Raw genomic sequence first — 17,808 nt, 5'->3', positions numbered from 1 at the left:
TTGTTGTCAAGTTCCCAAGCAAATGAAGCATGCAGCGAGACATATGATCAAGCGATCTGTCGTAATGATAAAGGAGCGTAAGCTTTATGTAAAATCATAAAAAAATGTTTTTTGATGGTAAAAAAAGAAGTTGAAAAGAAGGTGTTTTTTAATGACAACATTAGGTATTGCGAGCCTTTCTCCGCAGTATGAAGAGGCATTCACACGGCAGCTCGCCAAAGCTGCCTCTTCTTATCGTTTAGAGGTTGTTCGTTTTACACCATTTGATTTAAAGCCGGCTTCAAATTTGATACAAGGCCAAGCATATACGAATGGCCAAGGGTTTGCCGACGCACAATTTCCGATTCCCGACTTGATTTATGACCGATGTCTTTACCGGCATGACGCACAATCTAAAAAAGCAAAACCCATCATGGAATGGCTAAAAAAATATCCAAAAACAGTTTTTTTGAATACCGGCATTTCAAATAAAATGGTGCTATTTGAGCAGCTCCGTCTCCTCTCTGCTTTACAGCCATATTTACCTGGCTGCTTTTTATTAAAAGAGCCCTCAGACCTGATCAATATGGTAAGGGAGTACGGTGCTGGCGGTTATTGTAGAATGCAGCCTCTCTCCCCTCAGCATGCAGCATCTACTTACTTCATTTCCTTTGATGGCAAATCAACATTTACTGTTCAACTAAGTTCCAATCAAACCATTACATTTTCTCGTACGTCAGAGCTGGAGCGCTGGTGCAAAAAATATGCAGGTCGGTATTTCCTTCAATTTTTCAACACGAATGATCAAAAAGAAATTTTATTCAATGAAATCAAGATTTTCCTTATGAAAGATTCACAAAATCAATGGAAACGCATGGGAATTCACACAAAATCACCTGCAGAAAATTGTCTTTTAAGTTATACACAAAAATCAGCTCCTGTGATAGGCTTTGAACACTATCTAAATACATTGCAGCCACACATCAAGGAACTCCTTTTAGATGATATTGCATCCATTCAGGCATCAATCCCAGCTTATATAGATAAAACTTACTCTCCTTGCTTTGAATTCGCAGTAGACTTACTTCATACAAGTGAAGGCAGACTTTTCATATCAAATATCAGATCAAAGCCAGGGCGGTCCGCTTTTTTAAATGTTTATCCTGAGAAGGAACACGAATTGATTCGTATCATTCTTGAACATGCGCAATCGACAAAGTCTCAACCGAAGGAGGTTTCTTATGAACAGAAAGCGTTGCATCATCGCCCCACACCTTACAAGTGAAAAAACAATTCATCTTCCCGTCCATTATAAACAGAAAGATGCCATCTATTCTCTTGCTCTAGGGTCTCGTTTAGTAGATGGCTTCAACATTTCCTATCATCAGCATCCAAATAAAATTTTATTATCTGAAGATCTATACAGAGGTTTACTGATTCCTTACCAATCAAAAGCTGATGTGATCATCATTGACCATACACTTTTTATAGGGCCGTTGGTTGGCATTTTCACTGCAGGTTTTGAGCAAAGTACACAGCCATTAGGAACGAGATCAGAATTTTTTATCAAACTGCTGCACTCTTTCAGGCAGCATCCTGGTTTTGCCTATCTTTTTGGGTCACATTCTATTGATTGGGAAAAAGGAATTGTAGAAGGACTGTTGTACCACGAAGATTCATGGGTTAAAAAACAGCTTCCCCTTCCGTCAGTCATTTATGACCGGCTTCCAAATAGAAAAGCTGCTCAGTCGGCACTCATTCAAGAAACGAAGCGAAAGCTCACCCAAGACTATGATATCCCTTGGTTCAACCCTTACTTTTTTAATAAATGGGAGATTCATGAACAGCTATTAACAGATGAAAAAACATGGTCCTTTCTCCCACATTCTGTACAATTAGATCCCGTGGACGCTCTTAGTAAAATTGAAACACTCCTCCATCTGCATCAAGTTATATACTTAAAACCGACAAACGGAAGTCATGGAGACGGGATTTATCAGTTAAAAAAGGAAAACGACGGAATCACTGTATTCTCAAATTTCGGAAATTCTATTCCATATGATTCAATAGATCAGTTTGTTCAAAGGCTGCGAAAGGATCATGCAATTCATGATTTTATTGCACAACAAGGCATTGAGCTTCTTCAAATAGACAATCAACCGATGGATTTCAGAGTTCATACGAATAAAAATAAAGAAGGTGATTGGACAGTCACAGCAGCAGCAGCAAAGGTTTCTGGAGATCATACCATTACGACTCACCAGTTACACGGGGGGACGGTGAAAACACTTTATGCTGTCTTTCCAGAAGAAAAGAAACGTTTGCAGATTTTACAGCAGCTTTCTCATACTGCCATCATGCTTAGCCAGGTGATAGATAAAAAAATGACCGGGCATATTGGTGAAATCGGTTTTGACTTAGGCATTGATCAAACAGGTGCAATTTGGATGTTCGAAGCAAATTCTCGCCCTGGCCGAGAGATTTTCCAGCATGTCTCTTTGAAAAAATCAGAATGGCTGATTGGAAAAAGAATCATGGATTACGCATCTTACCTTTCAAAAACGGCACTCACCACTTCAGATCACGCGAACGTCTACTGACGCTTTTTTGTCACATGTCAGTGCTCATAAATCTATGCTTTTTCTATGCTCTTTTCATGAGATGAGATACAATAAAATCAAGTTCAAGGTTGTTTCCGTGTTGTCGTGTTTGTTTATTGTTTCATCAATAAAAGCAAGGAGGCAATGATGATATGATTTCTCATTTTCAATGGAAACCCCTTTTTAAGAAAGCACAATTGCCAGGCTGGAAAATATCCTTTTTCCACAATGGTGCGCACTATGAAGGCATCTACCACAAAACAGGTGACATTGAATGGGGCTCTCACCTTCCGCCTCATGAAGTTGAGCCAACTTTAAAAGAAGAAATCCACGAATTAATGCTGTACCATGTCTATGATTAAACTGTTTAAGGAGCCCCGCCATGTTAGAAAAATTAAAACTTGTTTACGGAGACCATATCATCAGCACACCTACTCATGACAAACAAATTCTTTGGTATCAAACAGACGAAGGCGAAATATTTGGAGTAAACAAATCGGAGCTTTCAGAAAGAGAAACACTTCTTCTCAACTCTTTTCTTACACCAATTGATCTATTTCAAAAAGCGCAGACCGAGGATGAACAAAAATGGTTCAGCTATCTTTTTGAAAACAAGCCACTAACTGTCCAACATCCCGTCCGTGTTTATTATTTTCAAATGATCCATCAAGAAGAACAAAGACAGCAAATAAAAGAGGCTGTGAATAACAGCCTCGAACATACTCATTTCATATGGACAGGCCCTGAAACAGCTATGCTGATTCAACCAAATGCCACATCAGAAAACAGTCAATTAGATCAGTTAAATGATTTGTCTCTGGCTATTACAAGTGATTTTTTAACAGACTCAGTCTTTATACAAGGACAGCTGCATTTGCCAAATGACCATTTACAGATGAGGTTATTAAATGAACAACAGCTATTTTTATACCATATGCAGCGAGAAAAGCTTAGATCAGGGGCTGCCACATTTTATCAATGCCTGCCTTCGTTCATTTGTTATGATGCATCCGCACTCTCTCATGCTATTTCAGATGCTTTTAAAGAAGCGGTCTTTGACCGGGATGTTTACCGAACTCTCATGACTTATATGCAATGTAATTTAAACGCATCCAAGGCAGCAAAAGCGTTATATGTTCACAGAAACAGTCTTCAATATCGAATTGATAAATTTATTGAGCGCACTGGGCTAGATATACGACATTTTCCAGAAGCATCCGCTGCTTATTTGATGATGACTCTACTCGATCTTTCATAAAGAATGAAGACATGAGCACCCTGCCCAAAAATGAAAATAGGATGTTGTGCACGTTGTCCATTTACAGACTCTTCCTCATTTTATACACTTTATTTACTAGTAAAGCGCTTTCAAAAAAAGAGGGACTGGGGAGGCTGACATCTAATGGCTGAAATGATGCTCAATCAAATTTATAAAGTATACGATAACAAAGTAACAGCAGTAGACAACTTTAATCTACATATAGAAGATAAAGAATTTATTGTGTTTGTTGGTCCATCAGGCTGCGGAAAATCAACAACCCTTCGCATGATTGCAGGTCTAGAAGAAATATCACAAGGAGACTTTCTGTTAGATGGAAAACGGATGAATGATGTAGCGCCGAAAGACCGGGATATTGCAATGGTTTTCCAAAACTATGCATTATATCCTCATATGAATGTATACGATAATATGGCTTTTGGATTAAAGCTTCGGAAGTTTCCGAAAGCAGAAATTGATGAGCGGGTTCGAAATGCCGCTAAAATATTAGGGCTTGAGCAATATTTAGACAGAAAACCAAAAGCACTGTCTGGCGGTCAAAGACAGCGTGTTGCACTTGGCAGAGCGATTGTACGTGATGCAAAGGTTTTCCTTTTGGATGAGCCGCTTTCTAATTTAGATGCAAAACTCCGTGTTCAGATGCGTGCTGAAATTTCTAAGCTTCATCAGCGTCTGCAAACAACATTTATCTATGTGACACATGATCAGACTGAAGCCATGACAATGGCAACACGCCTTGTTGTCATGAAAGATGGTTTTATTCAGCAGGTAGGAGCGCCGAAAGATGTATATGAAAACCCAGAGAATGTGTTTGTAGGTGGATTTATCGGCTCACCTGCGATGAACTTTTTTACAGGAAAGCTCTCTGACAGTGCCATTGCGGTTGGAAAAACTCATATTCGTGTACCAGAAGGAAAAATGAAAGTATTACGCAGCCAAGGCTATATTGGAAAGGATGTCATTTTAGGCATCAGACCAGAAGATTTTCACGATGAACCAGTATTTATAGAGGCGTCTGAAGGCACAAAAATTCATGCTGACGTAGAAGTAGCTGAATTAATGGGGGCAGAAACGATGCTTTATTCTTCTATCGATGGTCAATCGTTTATTGCACGTGTGGATTCTCGTACCGATGTACAGGCCGGACAGTCTATCCCTCTTGCGATTAATATGAACAAAGCCCATTTCTTTGATTCGGATACGGAGCTGCGCATCCGCTCAGCAGAATAAATAGATATATAAGCAGCACCATCACTCATCATTGGGTGATGGTTTTTTGTATGTTAACACAACATTTACCATGTTCTTTTTTCGTATGTTTTTTTCGGAAATAACCATAATACTTAGTACAAAGCAGTTACTGCATTGGGTTTCGCCAAGTGGCAAATGACTTGATCATTTCGCTGGTGCGATTCCAGCAAACCCAACCAAAAAAACAAATCATATACAAAAAGGAGAATCACATCATGGCTAATTCTAATAGTTCAAACCAATTACTAGTTCCTGGAGCAGAGCAAGCGATCGATCAAATGAAATACGAAATCGCTTCTGAATTTGGTGTAAATCTTGGAGCAGAAACAACATCTCGTGCTAACGGTTCAGTTGGTGGAGAAATTACAAAACGTCTTGTGTCTTTCGCTCAACAAAACCTTGGCGGAACAAAAGCTTAATTTCATATCTGGATCATAGAAGGCACCTCTTATGGTGTCTTCTTTTTTTGTTTTTATCCCTCACCAAACTCCTTTCAGCTCATATCATGTAGTAGAAAGGAGCGGATCTTCATGGACATTTTTTCTGGTATGAACTTTGAACTTTTACAATTTGTAGGGATCTCTCTATTATGTGAATATGCTCATAGTATTCGGTCCTTTCATCTTTATAAAAAAAGCATCACATAAAAGTTGTACCAATTTGGGTTCTTTTCACTTATAGTATGTAGTGGAGGGATCGAACAGATGAAAATAGCTCTTTTCGGTGCTCATGGACGTGTAGGACAAGCATTTCTTCGTTTCGTTCAAGTAGATGAACGTTACATGGTTCGTTCATTGATTCGGACAAACCGAGAAGAAATGCTTGCGGGTATGTTTCAAGTCACCGGCAATTCAAGAAATCGAGAAGATGTGCTTGAGACAATCAAAGGAGCAGATATTGTTGTAAGCTGTCTATCAACAGATGGTGATGATACATTATCTGTTTCAATGGAGCATATCGTACAAGCCATGAAGCAAACAAATACATCAAGAATTATTACAATTGGTACAGCAGGTATTTTAAAAGCAAGGCAGCAGCCGGAGCTTTACCGTTTTGAAACAAATGAATCAAAGCGGACCACTTCCCGAGCAGCTAAAGAGCATGCGAAAGCGTTTGAAATCCTTCAATCGACTGATCTAGATTGGACCATTATTTGTCCAACCTATTTACCAGATGGAGAAGTGACACGGTCATATCGCTATGAGAAAGATTTTCTCCCTATAGATGGAAAGAAAATTTCAGTTGAAGATACCGCACACTTTTTATATCAGCAGTTAAATTCGAAGGAGTTTGTACATCAACGCGTCGGCATCGCTTATTGATGATGATGCCTGTCCAAACAATATAACCAGTAAAAGTCGAGGACATAACCCTCGACTTTTTCATGCAAAGGAAAGAGCCTCTTCCAATTGAATGAGGCTCTTTTTTTCTACTATTCATCAGCTGTTTGCAACAGCACCTTTTTGCAGTTCATACATTTGTGCATACAGCCCTTCTTGCTGCATGAGTTGTTCATGACTGCCACGCTCGACGATTTCACCTTTTTCTAACACCAAGATCATATCGGCTTTTTTAATAGTGGATAATCGGTGAGCGATCACAAAAGTTGTTCGTCCTTCTTTAACTACATCAAGCGCCCGCTGAATGATCGCTTCTGTTTCTGTATCAATGTTCGCGGTGGCTTCATCTAAAATTAAAATCGCTGGATCGTACGCCAATGCGCGCGCAAATGAAATCAACTGACGTTCCCCTGAGGAAAGGGTGCTTCCCTTTTCAACGACTGGTTCATCAAAGCCTTCTGGCAGGTGCTTCAATAACTCTGCGGCACCTACTTGCTTTAATGAGGATTCAATCGTTTCTCTTTTGATGTCTTCATTCCCTAAGCTCACATTGGAGGCAATCGTTCCAGAAAATAAATACGGGTCTTGCAGCACAATGCCCATTTGTTTACGCAGCGTTTGACGCGACTGATCATAAATGCTTTCGCCATCTATGAGAATGTCTCCTTGCTGAATGTCATAAAAACGCAGCAGCAAGTTCATGATCGAGCTTTTCCCAGAACCAGTATGCCCCACAAGTGCAACCGTTTGACCTTTCTTCGCTTCAAACGTAATGTTCTTTAAGACATTTTTCCCTTCATTATAAGCAAAGGTGACATCTTTGAACTGAACGTGTCCCTCCAGCTTCTTCTGAACAGGTTCTTCCACTTCTGTTCCTGGTTCATCTAATAATCGGAAAACCCTTTCTGATGAAACCCTTGCTAATTCCAACCTAGAGAACTGATTCACAATGCCTGTAATCGGCTGGAACAATCGATTTAAATAATCGACAAACGCATAGAGCACACCAATAGACACAATGCCTGTCGCACTTAGCGAAGCACCACCAAAATACCAAATGAGCGCCACATATGCTAAATTTCGCAGCAAATTAACCAAGTTATGTGAAAGAAGTGAATTTAAATGCAGCATCTTTCGCTGATATCGAAAGTGATTGTTGTTCAGCTCATCAAATTCCTCCTGCGTCGCTTTTTCATGACGAAAGGCTTGAATGATTGTCATCCCTTGAATGGCTTCATTTAGTTTGGCATTGATTTCACTGATGATCGAACGAATGCGGTGATTGTACACCGATGCAAACTTTCTATAAGTCATCGACCATAGGAAAATAATCGGTACAGCGACCAAACAGATGAGTGCCAGCTTCACATTTAATAAAAACATGGCAATGTAAATCCCAATCATGTAAATAGCACTTGTCACGAAATTTGCAAGGACTGTTACATATAAATCACGAATGGTTTCCGTGTCATTTGTTATCCTTGCGACAACCTTTCCAGCCGGTAAATTATCAAAATAGCGGATCGGCAGCGTTTGGATGTGCTCAAATACGTCTACCCTCATTTTTTGAATAATTCGATTTGCAATCCTCTGGAGCAAATAATGCTGCCCATACTGAAAGAAAATCGCAACGATGAGCAGTCCTAGATAAAATAGAACAAGCTGCACCAAACCACTGATTTCTGGCTGATAAAAAGCGAAAATCTCCTCTTTTGATAAACGCTGTACCTCATATGTCTCACGCTCGTTCCCATTATCAATGGTGAGCTGATCTCCCGATATTTTTCTGTTTCCATCAAAACGAATCGGCTCATTCACAAAATAGTAACCGAACCCGACTTGCACTACATTGATTTGCTTTCCAGAATCCATTCCATTATTTAATCGATCGCTTCGTATATAGTTATTTCCCTGGTAATAAACGGTTTTGTCTGTCTTTTCATTGACCTCGACATACGGTTTTTCTACACCTAAAATATGATCATCAATCATTTTCTTCCCAATAAACGGCCCTGTCAGCTCAGCACCAACTGCAATCATCAGAAAGATTAAGGCAACAGACAATACTTTCTTATATAGGAGTGCGTAGGCAAGGAGTCTTCTTCCTGTTGTCATGCCTCATCCCCTCCTTCCAGCTGATTTGTTAGCTGCTGACGCAAAAATTGTTCTTTGTACCACCCATCCTGCTGGATGAGCTCGTTGTGGGTGCCCTTTTGGACAATGCGCCCTTCTTCCATAACAAGAATGAGATCGGCATGTTCAACAGCTGATAGGCGATGAGTTGTAATAAACGTCGTTTTGCCATGACGGTTTTGCCTTAGATTTTCTAGGATAGCGGTTTCTGTTTTTGCATCTACCGCAGACAATGAGTCATCCAGAATTAAAATGTCTGGATCAATTAATAAAGCACGTGCAATGGATATTCGCTGTTTTTGTCCGCCTGACAGCGCCACACCTTTTTCCCCAACCATAGTTTCCAGACCCTCTGGTAAAAGGCGTAAATCCTTTTCAAAGTAAGCATCTTTGATTGCTTGTGCTAACTCATCTTGTTTCGCGTCACGATGACCAAAGCGCATATTCTGTTCCACGCTTTTTGAGAAAAGTATATGATCCTGCGGTACATATCCGATCCATTGAAATAACTGATCTAATTCAATGTCTTGGATCGGAACACCTGATAGCAAGATTTGCCCATCACCTGCCGGGTACTGGCGCAGAAGCTGTTTGACAATGGTCGTTTTGCCGCTTCCCGTTTTGCCTGTAATCCCAATCGTCTGCCCCTTTCGAACGGTAAAGGACACATCAATGAGATTATCTTTAGATGAGGTTGGATATCTGAATGTCACATGATCAAACTCAATATCTCCAGGCTCTTGTAACGTTTTCGGCTGAGCAGCATCTGTTACGTCCGGCTTGTAGCTGAGTGTATGATTTAACCGGTCTAACGACGCATTTCCTCTTTGCATAATATTAATCAATTCGCCGATCGCAAACATTGGCCAGATCATCATGCCAAGATAGACGTTAAATGCAACAAGCTCCCCAATGGTTAAATCACTTTGGAACACGAGATAGGCTCCGTAGCCGATTCCGATTAAGTAGCTGATCCCCACAAGTAATTTCACTGTCGGCTCAAACAAAGAATCAATGATCGCCACTCGCATGTTTTTTTGAAATACATCATCTGTCATTTCTCGAAAGCGTTCGACATCTTGTTTCTCCTGCACAAAAGACCGAATGACCCGGACACCTGCCACTGATTCAAGAACGCGATCGTTCATATCACCAAATGCATCTTGAGCGACTGTAAAGCGCTCATGAATTTTGCTTCCATAAAACGCAATCAAGAGCGCCATCAGCGGCATAGGAATAATCGCCATTAAGGTTAATTTCCAGCTAATCGTCAGCCCCATCGTAAAGAAGATCATCAGCATATAAGCAGTGGAATCAACCAAGGTCAGAACGCCAAAGCCTGTTGTTAAGGCCACAGCATTCAAGTCGTTTGTACCTAATGCCATTAAGTTGCCGGTTTTTTTCTTTTCATAAAAGGTAGGCGTCATCTTAAGCAAGTGGCGCATCAGTTTCCCACGCATCACACGCTCCATGACATTTGCGCCGCCAAATAACTGATACATCCAAAAATATGTAAGTGTATAGACGACGACACCTAGTAAGCAAAAAATGGTCACATAAAACACAATACTGGATGTTGTAAATTGACCAGAACGAATGTCATCAACTGCCTGGCCAAGGTATCTTGGCGGCAGCATTTCAAGCACATTCACAATTAGCAGGAGCGTAATAGCAATCGTATAACGCCTCCACTCTTGTTTAAAGAACCAGCCTAATTTCGCAAATACTGAAAACATGTTTGTCTCTCCTTTTCAAGCTAGCCGCTTTCTAAATTTTCCTGCAAGTCACCTTGTTTCGTTTTTTGAGCTTTTGTCATTTGTCTTGATTTTGGCATGTTCACATGCTTTCACTCCTCTTCATTTACTTGTTGTTTTTCATCCCTTTATTTCGAAATGCGAAATGAATTCAACAAAAAAAGAGGCCACCAGCTGGCTGGTACGCCTCTTTTCGTCATGTAAAAAGGCGCATGTTGACAAATACGCAACATACGCCTTGATTCATCCGATCAATTGGAACAGACGAGTTCCTTTTCCATGACCAATGAAGGTGTAATTGTCACGTGAATCAACCCATTCATGCAGTTTGATTTCATTCTTCCAATGTTGCACATGACATTTCCTCCTTTTGGCTCTTGAATCTTTTTTTATCTTATAGTGGCTGTCACTATTTTGTCAATAAATATTTTTCAATAAATGAAATTTTCTAACAAAAATCATTCTCCTTCATGTGTATCTTTTTCTATTAACGGGTATACCATGAGTGTAAAGACTCCTTTTGAAAGGAATGAGGACATTGTTTCAAGCTGATCGGATGGTCGTAGCGTTTGATGGACATGAAGACAGTAAGAAAGCATTAAAAAAGGCAATCGCTTTAGCTAAAACCTTACATGCCAAGCTGACCGTTACCTATGCACATGATGGCAAAACAGACAGACAGGTGTTTGATGTGCCGCGCCCAATGACTGGCGGAGCTTATATCGGCGGCGGTACGGCAGATCTTCAAACACCCCCTGTATATGTACCTCATGACGAACAGCAAAGTCCCTTGATTTTTGAAGACCATACAGAAGAGGTCGTTGCGGAAGCAAGAATGCTTTTAAATGAGGAGCAGTTTGAGGCTGCCATTGAAATTGTAGAGGGAGAACCAGCGGAAGCGATTATCGAATATGCGGAGGAAATATCAGCAGACCTCATCGTCATGGGAGCACGTGACCAAAGCAGATTGAAAAAAATGCTGTTTGGCAGTGTGAGTGAAAAGTTATCAACAAAATCAGATATACCTGTGCTTATTGTGAAATAAATGCATCACAAAAGGCTGTAAACATTAGTTTACAGCCTTTTTTTATTTATGAAGAGATCGATGCTTCACTTTCATGGTTAATTTTTTGCTGGAAGCCTTCCTGTACGCGCTTTGTCAGCTTGCCCGGAACGCCTTCCCCTACTGGCTCGCCATCTATTTCAACAATCGGAATGACTTCAGCTGTCGTCGAGCTGATGAAGATTTCCTGAGCGCGCAGCAGTTCTTCTTTGCTTATACGAGTTTCTTCAACAGTACACCCTTCTTCCTCACATACCTCCAGCAGCTTTCTACGAGTAATGCCGTTTAAAATGAGATTGTTTGCAGGGTGAGTACGAATCACGCCATCAATCACGGCATATACATTCGAGGAGGTTCCCTCGGTCACAAAACCATCTCTCACAAGGATTGCTTCAAACGCACCAGCTTCAGATGCTTTCTGCTTTTCCATGATGTTATATAAAAGGTTTAAGCTTTTGATATCACATCTTAACCAGCGAAGATCCTCAGATAAAATGGCCTTTGCCCCATCTTTCTGCTCTTGAACAGGCTTTTTCACCTGGAACGTATATGCCGTGATTTGAGGAGTAAGAGAATCACTATATTGATGTTTACGAGGGGCGACACCCCGCGTGACTTGAATATACACACCGCCATCTGTTAATTGATTGTGAGCGACGAGCTGTTGTAACTTTTCTTCCATATCTGATACTGTACCTTGCAGATGAATGCCAATTTCCTTTGCACTCTTGAACAGACGCTCTGTATGTTCCTTTAACGTAAACAAAGTACCATTGTATACACGGATGACCTCATAGACTCCGTCACCAAATTGATAGCCTCTGTCCTCAATATCAACATGTGCATCCTTTTTTTCAATGAAATCTCCATTGTACAATATTTTCATATGGAATCTCCCCTTCGCTTTGCAATAATGGTTGAATCTGATGCTATCTTAGCGGATAAATGGGTTCGTTTCAATGATTATTCAGAATTATTTCACATCATATGAAATGGATAACCTTTCATTGTAACAAATATAGATTGATAACCAAAAAGATTCCAATTTTTTAGCATCTTCTATATTCATAGGCTCTTTTTTCCTGTATACTTACTCCATATAAACACGACAAAAAACAGCGAAAAAAGACAGAATCCACTACATGATTCGACACAAATTTTTGATTTATTGGAGCGATTGTAATGCAACGGGTTAAAAAAAAACAGACACCTTCAAACACAATGCTGCTCTCAAAGGCGATTGGTTTTGTCATCCTGACACTGATCCTCTTTTTTATTTGGGATATGTCCAAAACCAATATGCAGGCAGCAGATCAGCCGGCGAAATTATCTGCAAGCAGTCAATTTAGAGACACAAGCACTAGTATGAAAGCAAAAGATGCTTCTCGGAAAACATTAGATGCACATTTTAAGATCAATTCAGATAAACATATAACGGATCAAACGATCTTTTTAACCTTTGATGATGGTCCATCAGCGACTTCAAATCAGCTGTTAGATGTGCTAAAAGCGCATCAAGTGAAAGCCACATTCTTTATGCTCGGACCGCAGATTAAAGAACACCCGGCAGCTGTGAAAAGACTCCATCAAGAAGGTCATCAATTAGGGCTTCATGGGATCACCCATGATGTGAAACGCTTTTATCAAAAAAAAGATTCTCCTGTTAACGAGATGAAGGAAGATCAGCGCATTTTGGCTTCTGTCACAGGTGAGTATACCCATCTTGTGAGAACACCTTATGGCAGCACCCCAAATTTAACCGATCAGCAAAAAGCACGTTTAAAACAAAAAGGCTTTGTCTACTGGGACTGGACCATTGACAGTCTTGACTGGAAATATAAAAGCTCAAAATATGTACCAGAGGTATTAAATCAGCTGCAAGTGCTGGAGACAAAATATCCAAAAGAACCAAAAATCATCTTAATGCATGATCAGCCGGCGACTGCAAAATACTTAAGCAGCTTAATTACGCAGCTAAAGGCAAAGGGTTATACATTTGAAGTCCTTGATGAAACAATGAAGCCGCTGCAGCAATAAAGTAAAACCCGCACCTTTAGGATGCGGGTTTATTAATGATTTATAAAGCTTTCACGAGATCGCCAATCCGCTCATGAAAGACAAGATCAAAAAGCGGATCGAATTCTGTTTCACTCAAGTTCATCATCACCATGAAGATGGAAGGATCATGGGCTGCATCCTCTGGAATATATCTTGCTGGCGCTACTTCTAAAGAAGTCCCCATGACGAGCAGCATGTCCGTTTTCTGAAGTGATGTCTCCACTTGATCAAGATGTTTGACCATATCTCCAAAAAGAACAACATCTGTTTTTAGCACACGTCCACACGTACTGCCGTCTGAGGAAACCCTTTGACAGACCGGCACCTCTTCTTTTAATAAATAAGGCAGATCATATTCCGCCTGACACGATGGACAAGTGGCCGTTTGAATGGAGCCATGGAGTTCATATACATGCTGGCTTCCCGCCTTTTTATGAAGGCCGTCAATATTTTGGGTGAAAATATCCACATGCTTCCCTTGTTGCTCAAGGCTGGCTAAAAAGGTGTGCCCGCTGTTTGGCTCGTATTCTCCACTCATTTTCATCTGAAACAATTCCTTAAATTTCGGCCAGAATTGATGAGGATTTGATAAAAAGTAGGATCGGCTCATCGCCTCCATGCGGGAAGTATCTTCTGTCCACAGACCACCCGTTGATCTAAAATCAGGAATACCCGATTCTGTACTCATACCTGCACCTGAGAGTACTGTGATATGTGAAGCCTGCGATAATTTCTCTCTTAACACATCCACCTTTGTTTGGTCCACACACCATTCCTCCTTTATTCACCCAGCTGCTTCTCACCTTTTTGTTTCATATAAATGGCCTGACCAGGGAAAGCAAATTCTACCCCTTCCTCGTGGAAAATATCTATGATGCGATAGTTAATATCCTGCTTAATATCAAGGTTTTCAGACCAAGCTGTCGTGTTTGTGTAAAAGTTGAAAAACAAGTTCAAATAGCTGTCTGCCAGTACATCGAGATTTACCATGATTGTCTCCTTATGCACACCATCATGCTCGTGAAGCATCTGTTTGAGACGCTTAATACACTGATCAATGTTTTCCTTTGGTGTATTGTAGGAAACGCGAACAGAGAACGTAATCTGACGTTTATTCATTCTTGTCCAGTTTGTGATTGGCTCCTTTGAAAGCGTAGAATTCGGAACGGTCACGACGGCTTCAGCAGGTGTTCGAAACCTTGTACTTCGAAATGTAATGTCCTCCACAGTCCCAAGAACACTTGGTGTCTCCACAAAGTCGCCCATCGTAAAAGGCTTCTCTGTAATGATGACAATCCCTCCAAAAAAGTTAGCCACTGTATCCTGAGCGGCGAGCGCAAAGGCTAGACCACCTAGACCGAGACCTGCCACAAGTCCATTTACGTCATAATTAAATTCTTGTGCAATGACACTAATACTCAGTGCAATAATAATGAAGCGAAGTACCTTTGATAAAAATGGTGCTAAAATATCATCCATATCTAATTCAAATTTCGAATTGACCTTTTGAAACAAGAAAGAAGATGCAGCGGTTAAATTACAAAGCCCCCACGTCAGCATCAATATAATAGAAGATCTATACAATTTAATGATGACATCCATATGATGCTCAAAGTATGGTGCCTGTCTTAACGCAAAATATAAACCAAGTGCCACGAAAAACAGCCTCGCTGGTTTTTCAAATGCCACAACAATTTGGTTAATGACCTCCGTTTTAGACCGATTCGTCAGCCTAAACAGAAGCTGAAATAAATACTTCGTAAATACTTTCCGAAGCAATAAAAAAAGCAATAAAATACAAAGGCTAATACCAATTTGGATCGCAATATCTACTGTAAAATATGTATCCAGCCATTTTTGTGTAAACATGTCTGTCTCTCTCCTTTAAAACAATCCTCTCTAGTTTATAATATAACCTTCGTTCATGTCCTCTCTTAAATGTCTGACCTCTACATAAAAAGCCTCGGGACTGATCCCGAGGCATGAAGTTCAAATATGAAATTTTGGCTAGAGACATATCGACGGGCAGCAAACTACTTTTTCTTCTGAGCCTGATCAAGGAGAGTCGCTTTAAACATTTCAGCATCCGTTTCGGCCTTAATACGTTCTTCCACTCTAATTCTCCCTTTACCCAATCATCTCGCCTCCTTTTCATCATTATAAAACATCAGAATTTTCAGTCAACATGACGAAAGCACTAATATTTTGACGAACGCTGACGATTTGGACAAAATTGATCGAAGAAAAAATGATGTAGTTCAGATTTACTCAATAAGAGCTTGGGATATTCCTGCAACTTTTCACCTTTCATACACGATGCTTACTCACCATATGCCATGTTCCATTACATACAGCTCTCCCTCGTACCATATAGTAAAGAAGGAAAAACTGCAAAAATTTGATATGATAAGACCAGAACTTATGTCAGGAGCTGGAGCATGTGTATATTATCGCGCATAGAGGGTCTTCAAGCGCTGCCCCAGAAAATACAATCGCCGCATTTGATTTAGCCGTTCAGCAGGGTGCGGATTATATTGAGTTGGACGTCCAGCTGACAATGGATCAGCACGTAGCCGTCATCCATGATGATACTGTTGATCGAACGAGTAACGGAAGCGGTTTAGTGAAAGGTTATACACTTGATCGGCTGAAGAAACTGGATGCAGGAAGCTGGTTTCATTCTCAGTACGCCAACGAACGAATTCCCACCTTACAGGAAATTCTTGAAAGATACAGTCAGCGTGTCGGGATACTGATTGAGATCAAGCATCCAAAACGGCAGATTGGGATTGAAAAGGCAGTTGTCGACATCATCAACCGGTTTGCCTATTCTCGTCACATCATGGTTCAATCTTTTGATGCCAATGCACTTCAAAGAGTCAAAGCTTACGCCCCTTCTCTTCGAACAGCTTTTATTATAAAACCCTCTGCCTTCAAACTGACGAAAAGGAAATTAGCGGAGTACAGCTCCTTTGCGGATTGCCTTAATATGAAGAAAACGATGATCAACAGATGGTGGATTGATCGCATCCACTCATTTGGAATGGATGTCTTTATATGGACAGTGAAAGATCAAAAAACAGCCGACAGGATGAAAACATACCCCATTGATGGAGTGGTGACGGATCACCCGCCATTTTTTCTAAAGGAGAAATGATGTAAATGAAAGCATATCTCGCCGTATTTATCGGTGGATTGGTTGGTACTCTTTGCAGATATGAACTTAGCCAATCCGTTGTCAGCCAGACATTCCCCTATGCAACACTGATTGAAAACATGACAGGCAGTCTGCTTCTTGGCTTTTCAACAGGTTATTTTATGTTTCGGAAAGGAAAAAAATATCTTGCTGCTTTGATCGGAACAGGATTTTGCGGTGGTTTTACGACAATGTCCACTTTTTCTAAAGAAACGGTTCTCTTATTACAGGATGGACTGTTCACATCAAGTATCATGTACATTGTACTCTCAGTGATTGCTGGAGTGGGCGCTGCCTTATGTGGACTGATCACCGCTCAGCGCCTCTTTCAACAAGATGAGCAGCCGAAAGGAAGCAGATAAATGATTGTATTTTATACAGCTGTGGCCGGCGGGATGGGCAGTGCCCTTCGATTTTTCCTCAGTCAATCGATTCAGAAAACCAAGTTTCATACTCGTTTTCCGTATAGTATTATTCTCATCAACTTACTCGGCGCTGCCGGTTTAGGTTTACTGACAGGTGCAGTAACTGACAATGATCCGCTGCTTATGATCATTGGGACTGGTTTTTTCGGTGGTTTTACAACCTTCTCTACATTTAGTGTAGAAGCTGCGGCCATGCTGCATGAGCGGCAAATTGGACAACTTGCTGTCTACTTATTGGTCACAATCATCGGATCTTTATGTCTCTTTGCTGCGTTTTATCAAATAGGACAGCATCTTTAAATATTGGTGATGGCGGCTAAGCTGATGAGCAGCTGATCCATGAGCTGGCGCTTCATCAAAAAGAGTGTTTTTTCACTATAGCCAATTTCCATAGCACACTTTGCCATCCGCCAATCTCGAAAATATTTGTAATCGATGAGCTGCTGCTCTATTTCGTCCAACTCTTTTAATGCCGTTTCAATACAAGCAACGATGAGTTCATACTGATTTTTTTGCTCTTCTAACTTTTTCCGTGTCATGTGGTCGAGATGATGCGGGCTTCTTTTTTCAAGCTGCCTTTCGATATTTAAGATTGCTGCTTGATAATTTTTGAAATTCTTTAAATGAAACTCAATTCGTTTCATTGAGGTTTTTTTCTCCGTGATACTTGCTGTTTCATACCAAAGCATGTCCATCCCCCTCTATCGAACGTTTGTTCTTATTATATACC

The 17,808-nt window shown here is 40.5% G+C and carries 19 protein-coding genes; 12 read left to right on the top strand and 7 right to left on the bottom strand.

Annotated elements, in window-relative coordinates:
• The first annotated feature begins 151 nt into the window (after positions 1–151).
• From NSS76_RS04990 to NSS76_RS04960, 7 genes are all read left to right on the top strand, one after another.
• Positions 152–1,264: a YheC/YheD family protein gene (locus NSS76_RS04990; RefSeq protein WP_151039233.1), complete on the top strand. Its 1,113-nt coding sequence runs from the start codon at positions 152–154 to the stop codon at positions 1,262–1,264.
• The gene (locus tag NSS76_RS04985) at positions 1,221–2,579 is read left to right on the top strand and encodes a YheC/YheD family endospore coat-associated protein (RefSeq protein WP_151039232.1); all 1,359 of its coding nucleotides are present in this window, start codon (positions 1,221–1,223) and stop codon (positions 2,577–2,579) included. The genes NSS76_RS04990 and NSS76_RS04985 overlap by 44 nt, the downstream gene beginning before the upstream one ends.
• A gap of 152 nt (positions 2,580–2,731) precedes the next feature.
• Positions 2,732–2,941, top strand: a complete 210-nt coding sequence (locus NSS76_RS04980) for a YheE family protein (RefSeq protein ID WP_151039230.1) — start codon at positions 2,732–2,734, stop codon at positions 2,939–2,941.
• A gap of 20 nt (positions 2,942–2,961) precedes the next feature.
• Entirely contained in the window at positions 2,962–3,837 is an 876-nt protein-coding gene (locus tag NSS76_RS04975; protein ID WP_024426580.1) for a helix-turn-helix domain-containing protein, read from the top strand.
• A 144-nt stretch (positions 3,838–3,981) separates the two neighbouring features.
• On the top strand, positions 3,982–5,088 hold the full coding sequence (locus NSS76_RS04970) for an ABC transporter ATP-binding protein (RefSeq protein ID WP_212048195.1): 1,107 nt from the start codon (positions 3,982–3,984) through the stop codon (positions 5,086–5,088).
• 236 nt (positions 5,089–5,324) lie between these two features.
• Complete coding sequence (locus NSS76_RS04965) at positions 5,325–5,528, top strand: alpha/beta-type small acid-soluble spore protein (RefSeq protein WP_024425744.1); 204 nt, start codon at positions 5,325–5,327, stop codon at positions 5,526–5,528.
• A 285-nt stretch (positions 5,529–5,813) separates the two neighbouring features.
• Complete coding sequence (locus tag NSS76_RS04960) at positions 5,814–6,431, top strand: NAD(P)-dependent oxidoreductase (protein WP_073204529.1); 618 nt, start codon at positions 5,814–5,816, stop codon at positions 6,429–6,431.
• 117 nt (positions 6,432–6,548) lie between these two features.
• Here the strand turns inward: NSS76_RS04960 and NSS76_RS04955 are convergent, their stop codons facing one another.
• On the bottom strand, positions 6,549–8,564 hold the full coding sequence (locus NSS76_RS04955) for an ABC transporter ATP-binding protein (protein WP_111927066.1): 2,016 nt from the start codon (positions 8,562–8,564) through the stop codon (positions 6,549–6,551).
• Positions 8,561–10,318 (bottom strand): ABC transporter ATP-binding protein, encoded by a 1,758-nt coding sequence (locus NSS76_RS04950; RefSeq protein WP_034282232.1) that lies wholly within the window; start codon positions 10,316–10,318, stop codon positions 8,561–8,563. The genes NSS76_RS04955 and NSS76_RS04950 overlap by 4 nt, the downstream gene beginning before the upstream one ends.
• Positions 10,319–10,874: 556 nt before the next feature.
• Here NSS76_RS04950 and NSS76_RS04945 point away from each other — a divergent pair.
• On the top strand, positions 10,875–11,381 hold the full coding sequence (locus NSS76_RS04945) for a universal stress protein (RefSeq protein WP_024425740.1): 507 nt from the start codon (positions 10,875–10,877) through the stop codon (positions 11,379–11,381).
• Positions 11,382–11,427: 46 nt separating this feature from the next.
• Here NSS76_RS04945 and dat read toward each other — a convergent pair whose 3' ends face one another.
• Positions 11,428–12,285 carry a D-amino-acid transaminase gene (gene dat, locus NSS76_RS04940; protein WP_185854207.1) on the bottom strand — a complete coding sequence of 286 codons (858 nt, stop codon included), beginning with the start codon at positions 12,283–12,285 and terminating at the stop codon, positions 11,428–11,430.
• A 296-nt stretch (positions 12,286–12,581) separates the two neighbouring features.
• Here dat and NSS76_RS04935 point away from each other — a divergent pair, with 296 nt between their 5' ends.
• Positions 12,582–13,436, top strand: a complete 855-nt coding sequence (locus tag NSS76_RS04935) for a polysaccharide deacetylase family protein (RefSeq protein WP_024425738.1) — start codon at positions 12,582–12,584, stop codon at positions 13,434–13,436.
• A 40-nt stretch (positions 13,437–13,476) separates the two neighbouring features.
• On the opposite strand, the gene NSS76_RS04930 is transcribed toward NSS76_RS04935, so the two are convergent.
• The 3 genes from NSS76_RS04930 to NSS76_RS04920 all read right to left on the bottom strand — a co-directional run bounded on the left by NSS76_RS04930 (position 13,477) and on the right by NSS76_RS04920 (position 15,592).
• On the bottom strand, positions 13,477–14,208 hold the full coding sequence (locus NSS76_RS04930) for an NAD-dependent protein deacylase (protein ID WP_372714003.1): 732 nt from the start codon (positions 14,206–14,208) through the stop codon (positions 13,477–13,479).
• A 29-nt stretch (positions 14,209–14,237) separates the two neighbouring features.
• A complete protein-coding gene (locus tag NSS76_RS04925; RefSeq protein ID WP_151039224.1) occupies positions 14,238–15,326 on the bottom strand; it encodes a mechanosensitive ion channel family protein in 1,089 nt (362 codons plus the stop codon).
• Between the two features lie 164 nt (positions 15,327–15,490).
• Positions 15,491–15,592 (bottom strand): YhdX family protein, encoded by a 102-nt coding sequence (locus NSS76_RS04920; RefSeq protein ID WP_017360338.1) that lies wholly within the window; start codon positions 15,590–15,592, stop codon positions 15,491–15,493.
• A gap of 305 nt (positions 15,593–15,897) precedes the next feature.
• On the opposite strand from NSS76_RS04920, the gene NSS76_RS04915 reads away from it, so the two are divergent.
• Genes NSS76_RS04915 through crcB (NSS76_RS04905) form a run of 3 tightly spaced genes read left to right on the top strand, consistent with a single transcriptional unit; the run spans position 15,898 to position 17,378 of the window.
• Positions 15,898–16,614: a glycerophosphodiester phosphodiesterase gene (locus tag NSS76_RS04915; protein WP_073204510.1), complete on the top strand. Its 717-nt coding sequence runs from the start codon at positions 15,898–15,900 to the stop codon at positions 16,612–16,614.
• A gap of 5 nt (positions 16,615–16,619) precedes the next feature.
• Positions 16,620–17,015 (top strand): fluoride efflux transporter CrcB, encoded by a 396-nt coding sequence (crcB, locus tag NSS76_RS04910; RefSeq protein ID WP_044333773.1) that lies wholly within the window; start codon positions 16,620–16,622, stop codon positions 17,013–17,015.
• Complete coding sequence (gene crcB / locus NSS76_RS04905) at positions 17,016–17,378, top strand: fluoride efflux transporter CrcB (RefSeq protein ID WP_044333775.1); 363 nt, start codon at positions 17,016–17,018, stop codon at positions 17,376–17,378.
• On the opposite strand, the gene NSS76_RS04900 is transcribed toward crcB (NSS76_RS04905), so the two are convergent.
• Positions 17,375–17,767 carry a hypothetical protein gene (locus tag NSS76_RS04900; protein ID WP_024425732.1) on the bottom strand — a complete coding sequence of 131 codons (393 nt, stop codon included), beginning with the start codon at positions 17,765–17,767 and terminating at the stop codon, positions 17,375–17,377. The two genes, crcB (NSS76_RS04905) and NSS76_RS04900, sit on opposite strands and share 4 nt — an antisense overlap.
• Between the last annotated feature and the right edge of the window lie 41 nt (positions 17,768–17,808).

Source organism: Bacillus sp. FSL R5-0654 (assembly GCF_038008745.1).
Lineage (GTDB): Bacteria > Bacillota > Bacilli > Bacillales > Bacillaceae > Bacillus > Bacillus safensis.
Note: the sequence above shows the minus strand (reverse complement) of the source record. Positions and strands in the feature narration are given on the sequence as shown.